Origin of the sequence: Bacillus sp. OTU2372 (assembly GCF_038440275.1) — a bacterium.
GTDB classification, from domain to species: Bacteria; Bacillota; Bacilli; order Bacillales; family Cytobacillaceae; genus Neobacillus; species Neobacillus bataviensis_B.
Window position 1 is genome coordinate 242,790 of the sequence record NZ_JASATK010000006.1, and the last position, 17,857, is coordinate 260,646.

At 40.6% G+C, this 17,857-nt stretch carries 22 protein-coding genes; 3 read left to right on the forward strand and 19 right to left on the reverse strand.

The window, feature by feature from the left end:
- Positions 1 to 56 precede the first annotated feature (56 nt).
- The 4 genes from AAHB15_RS13055 to yugI form a co-directional block, all read right to left on the reverse strand.
- Positions 57 to 1,220: an iron-containing alcohol dehydrogenase gene (locus AAHB15_RS13055; RefSeq protein ID WP_342042563.1), complete on the reverse strand. Its 1,164-nt coding sequence runs from the start codon at positions 1,218 to 1,220 to the stop codon at positions 57 to 59.
- Positions 1,221 to 1,442: 222 nt separating this feature from the next.
- Positions 1,443 to 2,714: a Glu/Leu/Phe/Val family dehydrogenase gene (locus AAHB15_RS13060; RefSeq protein ID WP_335572033.1), complete on the reverse strand. Its 1,272-nt coding sequence runs from the start codon at positions 2,712 to 2,714 to the stop codon at positions 1,443 to 1,445.
- 25 nt (positions 2,715 to 2,739) lie between these two features.
- The gene (locus AAHB15_RS13065) at positions 2,740 to 3,939 is read right to left on the reverse strand and encodes an ornithine--oxo-acid transaminase (RefSeq protein WP_342042564.1); all 1,200 of its coding nucleotides are present in this window, start codon (positions 3,937 to 3,939) and stop codon (positions 2,740 to 2,742) included.
- A 193-nt stretch (positions 3,940 to 4,132) separates the two neighbouring features.
- Positions 4,133 to 4,531, reverse strand: coding sequence for a S1 domain-containing post-transcriptional regulator GSP13 (gene yugI, locus AAHB15_RS13070; RefSeq protein WP_144566389.1), 399 nt, complete (start codon positions 4,529 to 4,531; stop codon positions 4,133 to 4,135).
- A 209-nt stretch (positions 4,532 to 4,740) separates the two neighbouring features.
- Here yugI and AAHB15_RS13075 point away from each other — a divergent pair, with 209 nt between their 5' ends.
- Positions 4,741 to 4,956: a helix-turn-helix domain-containing protein gene (locus AAHB15_RS13075; RefSeq protein WP_144566390.1), complete on the forward strand. Its 216-nt coding sequence runs from the start codon at positions 4,741 to 4,743 to the stop codon at positions 4,954 to 4,956.
- A gap of 182 nt (positions 4,957 to 5,138) precedes the next feature.
- On the opposite strand, the gene AAHB15_RS13080 is transcribed toward AAHB15_RS13075, so the two are convergent.
- The 6 genes from AAHB15_RS13080 to AAHB15_RS13105 all read right to left on the reverse strand — a co-directional run bounded on the left by AAHB15_RS13080 (position 5,139) and on the right by AAHB15_RS13105 (position 9,066).
- On the reverse strand, positions 5,139 to 5,402 hold the full coding sequence (locus AAHB15_RS13080) for a DUF1871 family protein (protein ID WP_098528067.1): 264 nt from the start codon (positions 5,400 to 5,402) through the stop codon (positions 5,139 to 5,141).
- A gap of 49 nt (positions 5,403 to 5,451) precedes the next feature.
- Positions 5,452 to 6,636, reverse strand: coding sequence for an alanyl-tRNA editing protein (locus AAHB15_RS13085; RefSeq protein WP_342042565.1), 1,185 nt, complete (start codon positions 6,634 to 6,636; stop codon positions 5,452 to 5,454).
- 137 nt (positions 6,637 to 6,773) lie between these two features.
- Positions 6,774 to 7,205: a hypothetical protein gene (locus tag AAHB15_RS13090; protein WP_342042566.1), complete on the reverse strand. Its 432-nt coding sequence runs from the start codon at positions 7,203 to 7,205 to the stop codon at positions 6,774 to 6,776.
- Positions 7,206 to 7,319: 114 nt separating this feature from the next.
- Positions 7,320 to 7,871, reverse strand: a complete 552-nt coding sequence (locus AAHB15_RS13095; RefSeq protein WP_335571967.1) for a superoxide dismutase family protein — start codon at positions 7,869 to 7,871, stop codon at positions 7,320 to 7,322.
- A gap of 110 nt (positions 7,872 to 7,981) precedes the next feature.
- Entirely contained in the window at positions 7,982 to 8,191 is a 210-nt protein-coding gene (locus AAHB15_RS13100) for a hypothetical protein (protein ID WP_335571966.1), read from the reverse strand.
- 125 nt (positions 8,192 to 8,316) lie between these two features.
- Entirely contained in the window at positions 8,317 to 9,066 is a 750-nt protein-coding gene (locus tag AAHB15_RS13105) for a peptidylprolyl isomerase (RefSeq protein WP_335571965.1), read from the reverse strand.
- Positions 9,067 to 9,173: 107 nt separating this feature from the next.
- Between AAHB15_RS13105 and AAHB15_RS13110 the strand changes: the two genes are divergently transcribed.
- Complete coding sequence (locus tag AAHB15_RS13110; protein ID WP_342042567.1) at positions 9,174 to 9,554, forward strand: kinase-associated lipoprotein B; 381 nt, start codon at positions 9,174 to 9,176, stop codon at positions 9,552 to 9,554.
- A gap of 42 nt (positions 9,555 to 9,596) precedes the next feature.
- Here AAHB15_RS13110 and kapD read toward each other — a convergent pair whose 3' ends face one another.
- From kapD to AAHB15_RS13155, 9 genes are all read right to left on the reverse strand, one after another.
- Positions 9,597 to 10,220, reverse strand: a complete 624-nt coding sequence (gene kapD / locus AAHB15_RS13115; RefSeq protein ID WP_335571963.1) for a 3'-5' exonuclease KapD — start codon at positions 10,218 to 10,220, stop codon at positions 9,597 to 9,599.
- A gap of 175 nt (positions 10,221 to 10,395) precedes the next feature.
- Complete coding sequence (locus AAHB15_RS13120; protein ID WP_176541078.1) at positions 10,396 to 10,779, reverse strand: hotdog fold thioesterase; 384 nt, start codon at positions 10,777 to 10,779, stop codon at positions 10,396 to 10,398.
- Between the two features lie 113 nt (positions 10,780 to 10,892).
- A complete protein-coding gene (locus AAHB15_RS13125; protein ID WP_176541077.1) occupies positions 10,893 to 11,150 on the reverse strand; it encodes a hypothetical protein in 258 nt (85 codons plus the stop codon).
- Between the two features lie 157 nt (positions 11,151 to 11,307).
- A complete protein-coding gene (locus AAHB15_RS13130) occupies positions 11,308 to 12,816 on the reverse strand; it encodes a leucyl aminopeptidase (protein ID WP_342042568.1) in 1,509 nt (502 codons plus the stop codon).
- Between the two features lie 112 nt (positions 12,817 to 12,928).
- Complete coding sequence (locus tag AAHB15_RS13135) at positions 12,929 to 13,540, reverse strand: 3D domain-containing protein (protein WP_144566398.1); 612 nt, start codon at positions 13,538 to 13,540, stop codon at positions 12,929 to 12,931.
- A 115-nt stretch (positions 13,541 to 13,655) separates the two neighbouring features.
- Entirely contained in the window at positions 13,656 to 13,979 is a 324-nt protein-coding gene (locus AAHB15_RS13140) for a YuiB family protein (protein WP_335571961.1), read from the reverse strand.
- Between the two features lie 164 nt (positions 13,980 to 14,143).
- Positions 14,144 to 14,275: a YuiA family protein gene (locus tag AAHB15_RS13145; RefSeq protein WP_186446515.1), complete on the reverse strand. Its 132-nt coding sequence runs from the start codon at positions 14,273 to 14,275 to the stop codon at positions 14,144 to 14,146.
- Between the two features lie 156 nt (positions 14,276 to 14,431).
- A complete protein-coding gene (locus AAHB15_RS13150) occupies positions 14,432 to 14,923 on the reverse strand; it encodes an NUDIX hydrolase (RefSeq protein ID WP_342042569.1) in 492 nt (163 codons plus the stop codon).
- A 233-nt stretch (positions 14,924 to 15,156) separates the two neighbouring features.
- The gene (locus AAHB15_RS13155) at positions 15,157 to 16,374 is read right to left on the reverse strand and encodes an NAD(P)/FAD-dependent oxidoreductase (RefSeq protein ID WP_335571959.1); all 1,218 of its coding nucleotides are present in this window, start codon (positions 16,372 to 16,374) and stop codon (positions 15,157 to 15,159) included.
- 467 nt (positions 16,375 to 16,841) lie between these two features.
- On the opposite strand from AAHB15_RS13155, the gene AAHB15_RS13160 reads away from it, so the two are divergent.
- On the forward strand, positions 16,842 to 17,840 hold the full coding sequence (locus AAHB15_RS13160) for an NAD(P)/FAD-dependent oxidoreductase (protein ID WP_335571958.1): 999 nt from the start codon (positions 16,842 to 16,844) through the stop codon (positions 17,838 to 17,840).
- Positions 17,841 to 17,857: the final 17 nt, after the last annotated feature.

The window sequence follows — 17,857 nt, forward strand, 5'->3', positions numbered from 1 at the left end:
ATTATCAAGAAACCTCAGCTCATGAAAGCGTACCCATTTTCGACAATTTCCTACTTTTATAAAGATGCACGGTAAATGTCTAGTACGTCGTCACGGTTTAGCTTTTTAAAGTTACCAAACTCCCCATTGACCATCGCACGGTCTGCCATTAGTTCGATCTTACTGTCATCAATATCATAATCTGCTAGACGACTAGGAGCCTCAATGCTGTTCCAGAATTGACGCAGTTTACGAATTCCTTCTAAACCAGCTTCCTCCGCAGTCTTGCCTTCAGGATCAATGCCGAACACCCTGACAGCGAGCTTGTTAAAGCGCTCAGGTTTCACACTTAGATTATGCTCCATCCAGTGAGGGAAAAGAATCGCCAATCCACCGCCGTGTGGAATATCATAGACTGCAGATACCGCGTGTTCTAAGTTGTGTGTTGCCCAATCGCCATGATAGCCCATATTTACCATGCCGTTCAATGCCATTGTACCGGCATAAAGAATCGTAGCGCGATGTTCATAGTTTTCAAGGTCTGCTAGTAACTTGGGAGCGGTCTCCATTACTGTAATCAGCAAGGACTCACACATGCGGTCTTGAAAATCTGTATTTTCTTCTAGATGGAAGTAATGTTCTAACACATGGGACATCATATCGACCATGCCGTAAATGGTTTGGTTTCTAGGAACGGTAAAGGTATTTACCGGGTCAAGGATTGAAAATTTCGGGAATGTAACAGCACTTCCCCATCCGTATTTCTCATTGGTTTCCCAATTGGTAATAACGGAGCCAGAATTCATCTCAGAACCAGTTGCTGCAAGTGTCAAAACCGTTCCAAACGGCAGAGCTTCACGTGCTGCAGTTTTCCTAATCACAATATCCCAAGGATCTCCTTCATATTTAGCACCTGCGGCAATCAGTTTGGTACAGTCAATGACACTACCGCCTCCTACTGCTAAAATGAACTCGATACCTTCTCTTTTACAAATTTCCACACCTTTTCTAGCTGTTGAAATACGTGGATTCGGTTCCACACCAGAAAGTTCAAAAACCTGAGCTCCTATTTCAGCTAAGATGCCAATCACATTATCGTAGAGGCCGCTTTTTTTAATACTTCCGCCGCCATAAACAAGTAATACTTTTTTTCCATATGGCGGGATTTCTGTTTTTAATTGTTTTAGCTGGCCTTTTCCAAAAATTAATTTGGTTGGATTCAAAAATGTAAAATTCTCCACAGATTAACACCTTCCTTTTCAATTACTATTATTATTTAAAATGTTCCATTTTGCAAAAAACTAGACTGTGGTCCTTAGGGGATGAGACCCCCTTCTTATCTGTCGTACTCTCGAATTTTTAATAACACATTAGAACGATGATGTTTCACCATTTTCAAAGTTATATTTTTTCCCCGCTTACAAAAAAAATTCCCTGTATCGATGTACGATACAAGGAATTTTTTAGACCCAGCCCCTTAAAAGGGCCGCTTCCGCCAGTTTTTTCACTCCCACCATATAAGCAGCAAGGCGCATATCGATATGGCTGCTTTGTGCCAGCTCATAAATTCGACCGAAGGCACGGATAATCTGTTCTCGTAATTTTTCTTCTATCTCTTCTTCATCCCAATAAAGCCCCTGATTGTTTTGAACCCATTCCATATAGGAGACGATCACACTTCCTGCTCCTGCTAAAACATCGGGGATGAGCAAAATATTACGCTCAGAAAGAATATTTGTCGCCTCAAGTGTTGTGGGTCCGCTCGCCGCTTCTGCGACAATTTTGGCTTTAATATTGTAGGCATTTTCAGCGGTTATTTGATTCGCAATCGCTGCGGGCACTAAAATATCACATTCTTTTATAAGGAGCTCTTCGTTTGTCATCACACTATCAAACAGCGTGGTAATCGTTCCAAAGCTATCCCGGCGATCCAGAAGATAATCAACATCTAATCCATCAGGGTAATAAAGGGCACCGTAAACATCGGATATACCAATTATTAATGCCCCCGCGTCATGTAAAAACTTGGCGACATATCCCCCTGCATTTCCAAAGCCCTGGACAATCACCCGAGCTCCTTTGATCGAGATTCCACGCCTCTTGGCCGCTTCTTCAATACAAAGAGTAATCCCTTTTGCTCCTGCTTTTTCCCATCCCTCGGAACCGCCTAGAACCAAAGGTTTTCCGGTGATAAAGCCCGGGGAGTCATTTTGCCTGAGACGGCTGTATTCATCAAGCATCCAGGCGATAACTTGCGAATTCGTATACAGCTCAGGGGAAGGAATATCCTTAGTTGGTCCAACCATTTGGCTGATGGCGCGGACATACCCACGGCTTAACCGCTCTAGTTCTCCAAAGGACATGGTCCTAGGGTTACAAATAATCCCGCCCTTACCTCCGCCAAATGGCAGGTCACAAATTCCGCACTTCATACTCATCCACATCGATAATGCCTTTACTTCATCCTCTGTTACTTTTGGATGGAATCGGATTCCCCCCATTGTCGGTCCGACTGCATCATTATGCTGGGAACGAAAGCCTTTAAAAATCTTAGTGGAGCCATCATCCATCCGAACAGGAATCCTGACGGTGATGGATTTCAACGGTTCCTCCAAAAGATGAAACATATCCTGATGATATCCGAGTTTTTTTAAGGCATCGTGAATTACAATTTTTGTCGATGCAAGTAAATCCAATTGTTCAGCAACCACTGTCTCCTCATCCATCGTCACCATGTTGGCACCCCTAGTTAATTCTTGATTATCCAAGTACTTTGTTAATCCGTTCAATAGCCCAGTCTAATTCTTCTTTTGTAATCACAAGCGGCGGTGCAAAACGAATGACAGTTTCATGTGTTTCTTTGCATAATAGTCCATATTCTTTTAGTTGTTCACAATATTTCCGGGCTGATTCTGTCAATTCCACTCCAATAAATAAACCTCGGCCGCGCACTTCCTTAATCTTTGGATTGTTGATTGCTTTCAATTTATTGATAAAGTACTTCCCAAGCTCCAATGATTTTTCGGCAAGCTTTTCGTCGACTAGAACATCTAAAGCCGCGATGGAAACGGCACAGGCCATTGGATTTCCTCCGAAGGTCGAACCGTGTGAGCCAGGATTGAATACGCCTAATATCTCTTTGTTGGCCACCACACAGGAGATTGGGAAGACGCCGCCGCCTAGGGCTTTACCGAGGATATACATATCCGGTTCAAACCCTTCCCACTCACTGGCAAACATTTTACCGGTCCGCGCTAAGCCTGATTGGATTTCATCAGCAATAAACAGGACATTGTTTTCTTTACAAACATCGAATGCCGCCTTCATAAAGCCTTCTGGCGGGATGATAATCCCGGCTTCCCCTTGAATTGGCTCAATTAAAAACGCTGCTGTGTTTGGTGTAATCGCTGCTTTTAGCGCCTCTAGGTCACCATATGGAATTAACTTGATACCTGGCAGCATGGGGCCAAATCCACGCTTATATTCAGCATCAGATGATAGGGACACTGCCGTCATTGTTCTTCCATGGAAATTCCCAATACAAGCGATGATTTCAGCTTGGTCTTCAGCCAAGCCTTTTACATCGTAGCTCCAGCGCCTTGCCGCCTTAACAGCCGTCTCCACCGCCTCCGCACCGGTATTCATCGGCAGTACCATGTTTTTGTTCGTTAATTTGCAAACCTTTTCATACCATGGACCAAGCTGGTCATTATGAAAAGCACGAGAAGTTAACGTAACCTTATCTGCCTGATCTTTTAATGCCTGGACAATCTTAGGGTGACGGTGGCCTTGATTAAGCGCAGAGTATGCACTAAGCATGTCCATGTATTTGTTTCCCTCTGGGTCTTCCACCCAGACCCCTTCAGCGCGTGAAATCACGATTGGCAGTGGATGATAATTATGGGCACCATACTTCTCTGTTTGCTTGATCAATTCATTTGAGCTTTTTCTTGTATCCATGTATTTTCCTCCCTGTTTATTTCCGAATTTTATGTATAGACACTTCTATTGTAGCCGAGCCCTAAAAAAGAATGAACATTTTTTCTATTAATTTTTATATACACATCGAATTACATTTATAATTTCCAACAAAAATAAAAAAATAAGCCTAGTCCAAAGATACAAAAAGATCTGGCCCAGGCTTAGATTCTGTTTACTTTTTAACTTCTTCACGTGAAGATTGGTCAATCCATTCTTGCAGTTTATCTTTTAAGGTATTAAAACCTTGTTGCCCATCTGCTTCAGGAATGATCGCTGCAGCTTGACGTTTACGAGGTTTCTTTGGTTTAGCAGCCTGTTGCACCGGTGCTTCTTCAGTAGCACGGATGGAAAGGCCGATTTTCCCAGCGCCTTCATCTATTGATAAGACTTTAACCTTAATCTCATCTCCAACTTTAAGATGTTCATTAATATCTTTTACATAACCGTGCGTGATTTCCGAAATATGAACAAGACCTTGTGTATTATCATCTAACGCAACAAATGCCCCGTACGGTTGAATTCCTGTTACCTTACCTGTTAAAATACTTCCAACTTCAATATTTTCTGTCATGAAAACACTCCTAAGTAAATAATTATTTTTTCCCTTATATACGCATTAAAAAATTATATCATAAACAAGACCTTTAATCAAAATTATCGAGAAATACGTACAGCCCTTTGAACACCTTAACATAAAGTTCATAATTGCATAAGGAAAAAGGAGTATTACCATGCTATAATAATAGTGAGAAAATATCTTTTAAAGATGAGGTGAACGGTATGAATTCAATTGGGCAAACCATCAAAATGGGCCGTGAAATGCTTAATATGACTCAAGAGGAACTAGCTCAAAAGATTAGAGTAGGAACCCTTACAATCGCTAAATATGAAGCAGGGGAACAAATTCCAAGTAATCAGACAATCTTAAAATTATCTACTGTTCTAGATATACCTGCATCTGAGTTATTACAGCAAAATACCACTGTGAATCCTTGAAAATATTTAATTTAAAACGGTATAATTTACCGTTTTTTTATTTTAATTCATTTTTTATGTATGAAAATGGGAGAAATGGGAAAACTTTAATTATAAAGCTTTCTAGTATTCCCCCTTTTTGAGAGGACAATCCAACAGGTTGTCCTCTTTTTTTGCCGTTTATTCAACCAGATTTTCTTAACTTACAATGAGCAGGATTGGTTTTCTTTAATGACTAACAAATCTATCGCAATTTTACGACATTCGTCGATTGGAATCATTTTTTCGAATGAAAATTCATAAATAGATTGAATGCGTTCTGCTAACTTTAAAGGGTCATCCAGCTCATGAACAGCTTGAATTGTATCTGCTATTTCTGTATCATAATCGCCACCATCTAAGTGAAAAGGATCCCATTGATTCAAGACGTCTACAAACTGCAGGTTGGTCTGTACCTCTTTTCGCATATTTCCCCTCCATCCTTTTATATTAGCTATTCTAACATAATTACATGGCTTAGTTCATCAAGGTTAAAAGCTTATTTAGGATTTGCTCACCGGTCAGGAGAGCCTCTCCACCGCCTTGGGCAAAGGAATCATTCCCTCCGCCCTTACCATTAATCATCGGCAAAATCTCGCCGATCAGTTTTTTCATATTCTCTGTCCGTTCTTTTCCTTTTGCTAGAACCACTTGTAAGCGAGGCCCATCCGTTGAAACAAAAAAGACGAGACTGTTTTCATGATTGGAAACAACCATACGGGCAAGTTTCTGGAGCTCTTGGATTGTCCTGTTTTCAAAAACCTTCGTCACGACAGTTTGATCTTTTCCTGCCAGCTCCTTCGCTTCATATTGGAGTAAGGATTCTTTGGATTGTTCAAGTGCTTTTGTCAGTTGTTTCTCATTTTCCAACAATCGGATGACAGCTTGCTGCATGCCCTTTTCTGGGGCATTCAAGAGGTTGGTTAATTGGTGTAACACGTATTGTTTCTCCTCAAGCTTTTTGATCACACGCAAGCCACAGGCAAATTGAATCCGGATATTTTTACGTTGCTTTTCCCAATCTAAAATCTTAATAGCACTGACCTCACCGGTTGCCTTTGGATGCGTTCCGCCGCAGCCATTATAGTCAAAGTCGGGGATGATCACAAGCCGGATATCTTCTTTTACCTTTGTCTCTTTCCTTAAATCATATTGGGACAATTCTGCCTCTGTAACCCATTTTGTTTCTATAGGGCGGTTCTCGAGAATGATTTTGTTAGCAAGCTCTTCCGCTTTTGAGGCTTCTTCCTTTGTTAATGCTTCCGTCGCTAAGTCAATGGTTAGGTTTTCGGTTCCCATATGGAAGCCAACTGTTTTATAGCCAAACAAACGGTCAAAGGCAGCCGATAAAATATGCTGACCCGCATGCTGCTGCATATGGTCGAATCTTCTTTCCCAATCAATTGTACAGCTTACATCAGAACCTGCGACCTGTAATGGAGCGTCAAGATAATGACGAATTTCACCGTTAACTTCTTCTACGTCAATAACGGCCCTGTCCGCGATTCGACCTGTGTCATGCGGCTGTCCGCCTCCGGTTGGATAAAAGGCTGTTTGATTAAGGACAACATAATTTTTGCCCGTTTCATCGCTTTCTTGCTTTAAAATAGTTGCAGAAAAGCTATGTATGTATGCATCCTGATAATAAAGTTTAGCCTGCATAAGAATAAGCACCCCGTGATTGTTTTTGAATGGATGTATTCATTGTCTAAAAAGATGGCCATGAAATCAAGCGAAAAAGAAGAACCTGCTCTTTTTACCAAAAGAACAGGTTTTTCTTTCATTATTTTTGCTAGTTATTACTTATCTTTTTTCCGTTGGCCGAAAGAAGTTGGTTGTTGCCCTTGCATGGATCCGCCCATTCCGCCCATACCTTGAGGAAAGCCCATTTGCTGCTGACCGCCCATTTGTGGTGATCCTCCCATTTGTGGGAATCCTCCCATTTGTGGAAATCCACCCATTTGCGGGAATCCTCCCATTTGTGGGAATCCACCCATTTGCGGGAATCCACCCATTTGCGGGAATCCACCCATTTGCGGGGATCCTCCCATTTGTGGGAATCCTCCCATTTGCGGGGATCCTCCCATTTGTGGAATTCCTCCCATTTGTGGAAATCCACCCATTTGTGGGAATCCACCCATTTGTGGGGATCCTCCCATTTGTGGGAATCCTCCCATTTGTGGGAATCCACCCATTTGTCCTGGAAATCCGCCAAATTGTCTTTTTTCCAAAAAAATCGCCTCCTTACATTCTCGCTAATAGTGTATGTCCACTTTTTGGATAAGCTTAGATAGATACCTAGGGAAGCAAAAAAAAATAAACTATCCCTCGGGATAGCTTGTAACCTATTGTTTTTCGTCTTGTGCCTTTTTTTGCTCAGTCTTCTTTTCTTTAGAAATTTCACCACAGGCAATTCGATTTCCAGAATCCCCCGCCGGCTGGGTCATTCCATCATCTTTACCTTCGTGAATAACAATGGAAGTCCCTTCTTTTGTAAACAGAGATTTTTTTCCGTTTTTTAAGGTAACATTAGGTGCCATTAATTCAGCCTTTACTGACCCGTCATTCTCGACAATTAAATTTGGCAGATCTCCCGCATGGGCTCCTTTTGGATGCAAAAGACCATGCTGTTTAGTTTCGGGATTAAAATGGTTCCCCGCCGATTTAAAATCAGGGGCCTTGCATGTACCAGATTCATGTATATGTATGGCATGTTCTCCTGCAGGAAGTCCAGTTAAATCCACGGTCATTTTAACACCGCTCGACTGCTCAGCAAGCGTTATGGTCCCGAGCGAATCTCCAGATGGATTATATATTTGTACGTCTAACTGTTTCACTTCTTTTTCCATACACCCCGTAAGCAGGAGAAGCGGAATAAGCATCCAGCTTTTCTTCATAGTTTCCCCCCATTTAAGACAATTTGGGATTAGTATCGGCAATCAACCCTTGAACTATTCTAAAAAGTGGAAAGAAGTGGCTTATGGAAAGATAAAAGGAACAGTCGTGTTTAACTGTTCCTTTGCGTAGTTTGATTCTTGTTTATTTGTTCTTCTAACTCTTTTGTTTTTAAGGCTTCTCGGTTTGAAATTTTGATAATGAGACGCATGGTTAATAATGCACCGATTAAAAAAATAACACACGTAATGGCTGCAGGAATGTATTCTCTTTTATCTTCAGGAAAGTACAAAAATAATGCTAGTACGGATGGCAGAAACATTTTTCTTCTCCCTTTCTCTTAAGGCACTAATAAGTTCACTTTATTATAGCAACAAAAAGAATTCCGTACCAACAGAAAAGCGGAAGCGCCTTGACCAGGCGCTGGAGCTGGACAATTTTCAAAGTCTATTTTAATACTTTAATCCCTTTGATCACGACATCTTGCTCTGGTTTGTCCTTTGCATCCACTTTTACATCTGCAATTTTATCCACAATGTCCATTCCTTCGATCACCTGGCCGAAAACGGTATGACGGTGGTCCAGCCACGGTGTACCACCGTTTTTATCATAGGCATCAATGATTTCCTTAGGATAGCCCGCCTTGTCCATTTGCTCTTTCATTGCAGGATCCAATGTTGTTTTCTGAACAATAAAAAACTGACTCCCATTCGTATTGGCTCCCGCATTTGCCATGGATAAGGCTCCGCGAAGATTGAAAAGATTTTCAGAGAATTCATCCTCAAATGGAGTTTTCCAAATACTTTCACCGCCGGTTCCGTTCCCCTTTGGGTCGCCGCCTTGAATCATAAAGTCCTTGATCACCCGATGAAAAATCAATCCATCGTAGTATCCATCCTGACTGTGCTTGACAAAGTTTTCGACAGCCTTTGGAGCATACTCTGGGAATAGTTTAATTTTAATTGTCCCCATTGAGGTTTCCATTTCCACTAATTTTTCATTTTCAGCTACTTCTGTTGAAAGCTGTGGATATGATGTATCTGCCACTTGCTTTGCTCCTTCCTTTTGCTCTGGTTTTGGCGCTGTAGTTTTTGTGTTTGAGGATGCTTCGCCATCTTTCTTCTGGCTTGTCCCACACGCAGCCAACATCAGAACAATCGTTAATAAAATAAATATAAATGGCCCTTTCTTTCTCATTTATCATCCCTCCATTTTCTCACTTTAAACTTTTTGCACTATGTTTTTAATTTAGTCATAATGAAGGAGTGGAATCAAGTGAATATTATACTATTGGGGTGGATGATGTGACAGAATTACAAGTTGGCAATGTGGTTACGGGGATTTATAAGACAGGGAAGTATATTGGTGAAATTACTGAAGTACGCCCACAACATTACTTAGTCAGGGTGTTGGCGGTTGTGAAACATCCTATGCAAGGTGACCTCCACCATCCAAAGGATGCGGATGTCCTCATGTTTCATGAGAGAAAAGCCCTTAGTTACCGGGAGCAGACGAATGTTCCTAAACAAATGGTTAAACCGTTTGAGGGCGAAGTTCCTGATTATCAGGAATCTCTAAAAGAAGCTTTAGGGAAGATGAAAAAGGAATTGACGGAAGCAAATTCAGAGTGGGCAGAAATGAGCATTCGAGCTTTGGAATCCTTGGAAAGAGATTATAAGATTTGATCACACATATAAAGGCCAAATCAGTTTGAGTGATTTGGCCTTTTATGCAAATTCATTTAAGAGCTTTGAAAAATCAATTCGGTCGCCGATGGTGGTCGGTTTTGGTTTTTCCAAATAGCGTTTATCCTTTTCGACTAGCTTGAATATATTATAGGTAGTCAAGGCATCATCCAATGCCCGATGGTGTTTACCTGTCCCTTCCTTCCCATATTCCTGAACGGCTTTCCATAGACCTGTTTGATTTTGGTCTCCAAAGAATCGTTTATATTCCATTGATAAATCTAATTCTGCTCCCTTAAACGGGAACGGAACTCCCGCCATTAAACAATTTTGCCGCAGTACCTTCATATCCATGTTTCCCCAAGTAACGATGGTTGTGTCAACATTGTCCTTATTGAATTCCGCCAATTTCTTAATGAGCTCGTAAATGGTTAATCCCCTGTCCACCTGTTGCTGCGTGATATGTAAGAATGATTTGCAGCGTTCGGATAGTTTCGGAAATTTTAACGGGGTTACATAGGAAGAAAATTGTTCGGTTACTTGATCGTCCACAATAGCAACAATTCCCACCTCAATAATTTCCGCGAAAAAATCCTTCATACGAACATTTCTCTCTGGCATTGTAAACTCAAAATCAATAAATAAATATTGCTTCTTTACTCTCATTACATTCACCACCTTCTCTTATTCCATCTTACTACCATTATATAAAGATACATGTACAAAAAATTGTGCTTTTTTTCTATTTTTTTTATTATAACATGAAATTCATTAGAATTTTTTAAATTTTTGTACAATGGACACAAAAAAAAGAATGGAAAAACCATTCTTTTGTCAGGTATTATTTTTTATGTTTAATAACGGCCATTGTACATCTTGAAACACAAATGAGACGGTCTTGTTCATCGGTAATTTTAATATCCCAGACCATCGTTGTTTTACCCTGATGCAAAATTGTTCCTACTGCTGTGACAACCCCGTCCGTTTTCGGGCGGACATGATTAGCGTTTATTTCCAATCCAGCAACTGCTTCTGTTTCTTTGTCAACGAGTTCGTAAGCTCCAAGGCTTGCAACGGTCTCTGCTAAGGCAACGGATGCCCCTCCATGCAGCAATCCAAATGGCTGTTTTGTCCGGTGATCAACTGGCATAACCGCAACTACTTTCCCAGGCTCTAGCAGCGTTATTTCTATTCCGAGTGCTTCAATTAATGTATCTTTAATCATCTTACCCCTCCGGTACATATTCTAATTTCATATTAAACTATTCTTCACTTTTGTTCATATTCCTTTATGTTGGAAAAAGAAAAAACAGCTGCAAGAGCTGTTTTTAACGGGATTTAAACGAAACCAGGGTATCCGACTCCAGGGTAGCCACCGAATCCTCCTGGATAACCACCGAATCCTGGGTATCCACCGAATCCTGGATAACCACCGAATCCTCCTGGGTAACCATAAAATGGCCGGGCTCCAAAAGAAGCACCTATTCCCCCGCCAAGTAAACCTCCTAAAAAGCTAAGACCACCTATCGCTAACGGCCAGCCAAGACCTATAAATCGTTGATCCTGTACCGGGTACGGGCTTCGATATGGGTACATATCATATTACCTCCTTTTTCTAAGCTACTTGCCTACACTATTTCATATGCGGAAACACAGGGATTGGAGTGGGCAAATAGAAAAGCGGAAGCGCCCGTTTAGCGGCGTATGACGGTGTCAAAAAAAATCTGCCGGAATCTTTCCAGCAGATTTAGGTTTATTTTTTAATTGGCTCAAAGCGTTCTACAAACAGCGCAAGGGTACGGGTCATAACACCAGTAGCACCTGCTGGACCTAAGTCATTTTCTTTTGATGTGGTGGCAGTTCCGGCAATATCTAAATGCACCCATGGCGTGCCTTCCGTAAACTCACCAATAAAGGCGCCCGCTACAAGGGCGTGTCCCTCGCTTCCTGGCGAATTATTTAAATCGGCCACTTTACTGTTGCGAACACGTTCCTTCTCCGTCTCAAACAACGGCAATAACCACATCTGTTCTCCTGCTTCAACAGATGCTTCCAAAACTTGCTCATACAAACCATCATGATTAGTCATTGCACCAGTGGTATGCAGACCAAGTGCAGTAATGACTCCGCCTGTTAGGGTAGCCACATCTACTAAATAATTAGCACCATGATGTTTTGCATATGTAACCGCATCAGCTAAAACTAGACGTCCCTCTGCATCCGTGTTTAAGACCTCAATCGTTTTACCATTCATGGATGTAATCACATCATCTGGTTTAAAGGCTCCACCCGAGATCATATTATCGGTAGAAGGAATAACCGCAACAACATTTTGCTCTGGTCTAATTTCACCGATTATTTTCATCGCACCAAGAACGGCTGCTGCCCCGCCCATATCGGTTTTCATCCCAACAATGCCAGCCTTTGTTTTGATGGAATACCCGCCTGTATCGAAGGTAATCCCTTTTCCGACCAACCCAATAACATCGGTCCATTCATCTTTTCCTTGATATTTTAAAACAATCATTTTAGGAGGTTCGACTGACCCTTTATTAACGGCGAGGAATGCCCCCATTCCTAACTTCTCAATCTCCGCTTTATCAAGAATTTCGACTTCAAAGTCGTATTTAGCAGCTAGTTCTGAAGCATAGTTCGCTAAATCTGTAGCCGTCAATAAATTACCTGGAGTATTCACAAGCGTGCGGGCCGAATTGGTTGCCTTTCCGAATGCATAGCCAACCACTAAAGATGCCTGCACATCCTCTTCTTCGGCGGCAGCACTATAAACAGTTACATTTTCAAGTCTTTTCTCAGGCTCATTCGATTTTTGTTTATATCCATCAAATTGATACGTGGAGAGCGCCATGGCCTCACTCAAAGCATGAGCGGCATCTAAACTATCCAGTTCTTCACTAACAAACGTATCTAAATAAACAGCTGTTTCCACATGTTTATTTAGCTTTAGCTGCTTAAAGATCTTTCCAAAAGCTACCCGAAGCTTATCGAAGGATAAATCTTTTTCTTTTCCTAGTCCCACAAAATAGATTCGCTTTGCACCAATTTTTCCAAAAGTATGTACTTTAGTTATGCTTTTGAGCTTAGCTGAAAGGTCACCTGACTTCACTAACTCGGTTAATTGTCCGTCAAATTTTTCATCTAAGCCGGCTAATACTCCTGTAAATTTTTCAGGTCTTTCAAATAAACCTACGACCCAACCCTCATGACCCGCCGTTAAGTCTAATTCTTTTTTTACATGAAACATGTTCCTTCACCCCCAAAATATACATCTACATTATAACGAAAAGATCATTTTATTTCGAGAATCTAATGAATGTAAAAAGCAGGCTCAAGGGCCTGCCGAATTCATCGAATTGTTATCTTTTTTCCGAGCTTGTATACTGCCCGCGGAATACCTGAAGCGTTTTATCATTATTTAAGGTTAGCAATTCCTGTTCGGTAAGATGTCCATTTCCTTTTTGAATGACATAGACATTGACCTGCTTTTTACCCCACTGCCTATATACATCCTCCACAGTCTTATAATAAAGGTCTAACTCATTTCCCTTTATCGCGCCTCCCTTATCCGCTACAACTCCATATCCATAACCAGGGATAAATAGAATGGTACCGATGGGAAAAACGTTTAGATCAGCGGCTACGGTTGAAAATAGGTCACGTTTCACTTTTACACCTGAGTAAGTAATTCCATATTCAGGATGCCCCTGGCTTTTCCCAGTGGATTCATATCCTGCCGTATAGCCTGTAGCGGTCACTGTATATTTTGGATACTTAGACCAATCAAACGCATCCTCGAGGAGCGGAGTTGATTCTCCAGAAACAGGTTTCGTAAACGAAAGCGCTGACGCAAATGGCAGAATGAACGATTTCGCACTTACGCCAGTAATGGACTGAAAGGTTGCAGCTAATGCCATTATAAACAAGCAAAACATTGCAAATCGTTTCGTCCAATTTTTCATTTTAATCATTGAATTTTTCACCCTCCAAAAATATTCATTCCCAAAGTGAAGGGAAATATACAATTTTGGGGTGAAAAATGATTATAACGAGACAAAAAAAGACCTTTACACCACCGTAAAAGTCCTAAAACATTTGATATCCACTTTTTCGTAATAGTTTTATTGTAAAACCAGCCGCAATCGCGCCTGCTAGACCGCTAATCAAAATAAGTATATCCGCTGTAGCTAACGTGCTGATTCTTGCGCCGAGATCCCGAAAGGCATGTTTACTATTTGTAAAGTACTCCACAAACTCTACTTTATCAACAATAAAGATGGCTATGATGGGGTAAATAATTGCCATTACCCATGACATCCTTAAGAGCATATTCAGGATAAAACCGATTCCAAAAAATAAGACAAAAAATAGCACAATTGAGATGATTAGGACTACTATGCTCATCTGCATCCGACAATTCCCCCTTTATACATCAATTAGTGTACTTAAAAAGCCCAGGAAGAGTCAAGAAGAATAGCACAAGTGCCCGTTTAGCATACGACCAAGATGGTGATGGACAATTTTAAAAAAAGTAAACAAAAAAAATAGCCTCTTAGAGTAAGAAGCTGAAATGCTTAGTTATCTTTATTCTTACCAGTTCCTTCACAGTTTGGGCATGTCTCCGAACCGCCAAGTACTAATTGAAAATAACCCTTCCCCTCACAATAATCACAAGTTTTGGTTGTATCAATCGTTTCCACAGTCATCTCTTTCGCCTCCTTTAGATATTAACTTAATTTTCTGATAATATACCAAGGATTTGCGAAAAAGAAAAGAGCTAAATTCACGCAAAATTGAATATGAAAACGGATACATGTTAGATTATCTTCCATTTACGATAGGTTGCTTAATTTATCAAAAAATTAAAAAAATAATTTATAGGAAGTGTAGCCGAACTGGTTTCCGGGGTTAATATCATTTGTTCCAGGTTTAATGACTGAGAGACTTTCATGGATTAAATAATGTAATAGTATGGAGGCATCCTTTTCTAAACTAAGCTCCTCTGGTGCCATAAAACGTGCCTCATACAGTTCCTTATCTTGATGAGTAATGGTTAGCTCTCCGGATGGCTCTAGTAAAAATACAAGCAAATTATCACTAATTTCCCCTTTGATAACACCTGTCCTTAGTCCAAGCAGCCCCTTAATCGTACAATCGATTCCGGTTTCTTCCTTCACTTCTCTTAAAACAGCCTGATCCGCTGTTTCTCCCTCATCCACAAATCCGGCAGGCAGGGACCATTTGCCTTTTAAGCCGCCGTATCTCTTTTTTACAACGAGCCATTCCCCTTCACTCGATCTCACTAAACCGGAAACGGCCAGCCAAACCTTTCCGCGTTTCTCAAGACTGCTCATGTAAACACCCCCATTTTCGAAGTATCTCTTTATAATCATAGCAAAAAAGGACAGAATGTCTCTGTCCTTTTTTGTAAGAAAATATTCTAATCCATAAAACTTTGAGCAATGTCTAACTACAGCGCCTAGAGGCTCGGGGTCATAAGTCAATCTGTCAAGAAGGCTAAAGAGCAGCCTTCTCGCCAGCTCGTCTTATGCCTGTCGCCTCTGTTCAAGGCGCTTCCGCTTTTCAGTTAGAATAGATTAAATTTACCTTTTTTCAATACCATACCTGCTCCGCCGATCATGTAAAGGGCACGGTTATCGACTACTTTTTTCATAAAGGAAGCTTTTCCGCCGGTAAGCTTTTTACCAAAAACCACACCGATCGCATCATCTTCACCTAGTGAACATACGGTACCTTTATTATCGAACGTAAAGGTTTCTAGCTCAGACTTATTACGAACTAAAGCCGCAATATTTTTCGCTACAACCTCACCCTGCTGCATCGCGATTTGTGCTGTTGGTGGGTATGGACGATTGATTTCTTCGTTAATAACAAGAGAGCTGTCACCAATAATGAAGACATTATCAAATCCAGGAACGCGTAGATCTGGCTGCACCTTAACACGGCCTCTCATTGCTTCAAAACCTGATTTTTCGATGACAGAGTTACCACGTACACCTGCAGCCCAAACAACGGTTTCAGACTTAATTTCATATGGCTCAGCATCGCCTTTTGCTACAAGAATACCGCCAGGAACAGCTTCCTTAATCGCTGTACCAATTAAAAACTCTACACCTTTACGCTCTAGAGTAGAAACTGCGTAATTTACTAGCTCCGGATCGAATCCTGGCAATACAGTTGGGGCTGCTTCCACACAATAAATTTTTACCTTGTGGAAATCCACATCATATTCATGGCACAGTTCTGGAATCCGGTTTGTTAACTCACCAAGGAATTCAATTCCCGTAAAACCAGCACCACCAACAACGATAGAAAGACGATTGTCGTTCTTTTCTTCTTCCATATTGTAAGTAGCAAATTGATACTCAATATGCTCACGTAATTGACGAGCAGAATTGACATTGGTAATTCCAAATGCATATTCCTTTAGACCTTTGATACCGAAAGTTTCCGGCTCACCGCCAAGGGCAATGACAAGGTAATCATAATCAACTTCGCCTTTTTCTAAAATAACTTTCTTTTCATCTTTATTAATCTCTACAACGGTATCCTGAACGAAATCAACCTTACTGCGGTCGATGACATCACGAATATCATAGCGAACCTTATCATGGTGAAGCGTACCAGCAGAGGCCTCATGTAACCATGTTGTTTCATAATGGTAGTCATTTTTATTTACTAACACAATATCCGCTTCATTTACGCCGATTAACTTTTGCAAACGAACTGTTGTAAGAAGTCCGCCGTAACCTGCACCAAGAATCACAATTTTAGGCTTTCTCAAAGTGATCACTTCCACCTTTTATAATATTTTTTGTATAAATGCCCTTTTTCTTATCTTCCACTGCTATGACCATTTTTATTTTATTTAGCTGAAAATTAATGTATGTGAGATACTTCACGATACATAGCAAAAAAATTATGTGATATAATTCACGAATAGGAATAAAGAAAAAGAAATGACGATCAGTACATAGGAACGTGTGAGGCATTTTAAAGTAAAAGAATGAATAAGATGAATAGAGACTCATTCACATAACTGTACTTATTCTGTCACACAATCTTAACAATATATCCACAATACATCTTATGCTAATTTCCCTCTATTTTCAAGCCATTTATAAAATATTTTAGTTGATTTTATTTATATAAAAATTAATTTGTCTAAATGTTCACAATAATGGATATGTGGATGATGTTATTTATAATATATAAGGAATGGAGTTTGTTATACTTGATGGGGGGATTCGGATGCAAACGAATCAAAAAATTTTTGATATTACCATTATTGGCGGCGGTCCTACAGGTCTATTTACTGCCTTTTATGGCGGTATGAGACAAGCATCAGTAAAAATCATTGAGAGCTTACCACAGCTTGGCGGCCAGTTGTCAGCCCTATATCCGGAAAAATATATTTATGATGTAGCAGGTTTTCCAAAAATCCGCGCTCAAGAATTGATAAATAATTTGAAAGTACAGATGGCAAAATTCGAACCGACAGTCGTACTAGAGCAGTCAGTTGAAAAGCTTGAAAAACAAAAAGATGGCGTCTTTAAATTAACAACTAATCAGGAAGCCCATTATAGCAAATCGGTCATTATTACAGCCGGTAACGGGGCATTCCAGCCTCGTCGTTTAGAGCTTGAAAGTGCAGGGCAATATGAAAAGAAAAACCTCTATTACTTTATTGAAGACTTACATCAGTTCGCAGGGCAAAAAGTGGTTGTATTTGGCGGCGGAGACTCTGCTGTCGACTGGGCGTTAATGCTTGAGCCTATTGCTGCAAAGGTAACAATTGTTCACCGCCGTGAAAAGTTCCGCGCCCATGAGCACAGTGTTGAGAACCTCTATAACTCAAAGGTTGAAGTAAAAACTCCTTATGTTCCTGCAGAGTTAATCGGTGACACTAACGGAATTAAACAAGTTGTCCTAAAGACCGTAAACGGTGAAGAAACGGAAACCATTGATGTCGATTCGGTTATTTGTAATTACGGGTTTGTTTCATCACTGGGTCCAATTAAGGAATGGGGACTTGAAATTGAAAAGAACTCCATTGTCGTAAACTCAAAAATGGAAACCAATATACCAGGCATTTACGCAGCAGGAGATATTTGTACATATGCCGGAAAAACTAAACTAATTGCCTGTGGATTTGGCGAAGCACCAACTGCTGTCAATAACGCGAAATCCTACATTGATCCAAAAGCAAGAATTCAGCCGCTTCATAGTTCGTCCATGTTTAATAAATAAGAAAAAGGCGTCGTAAT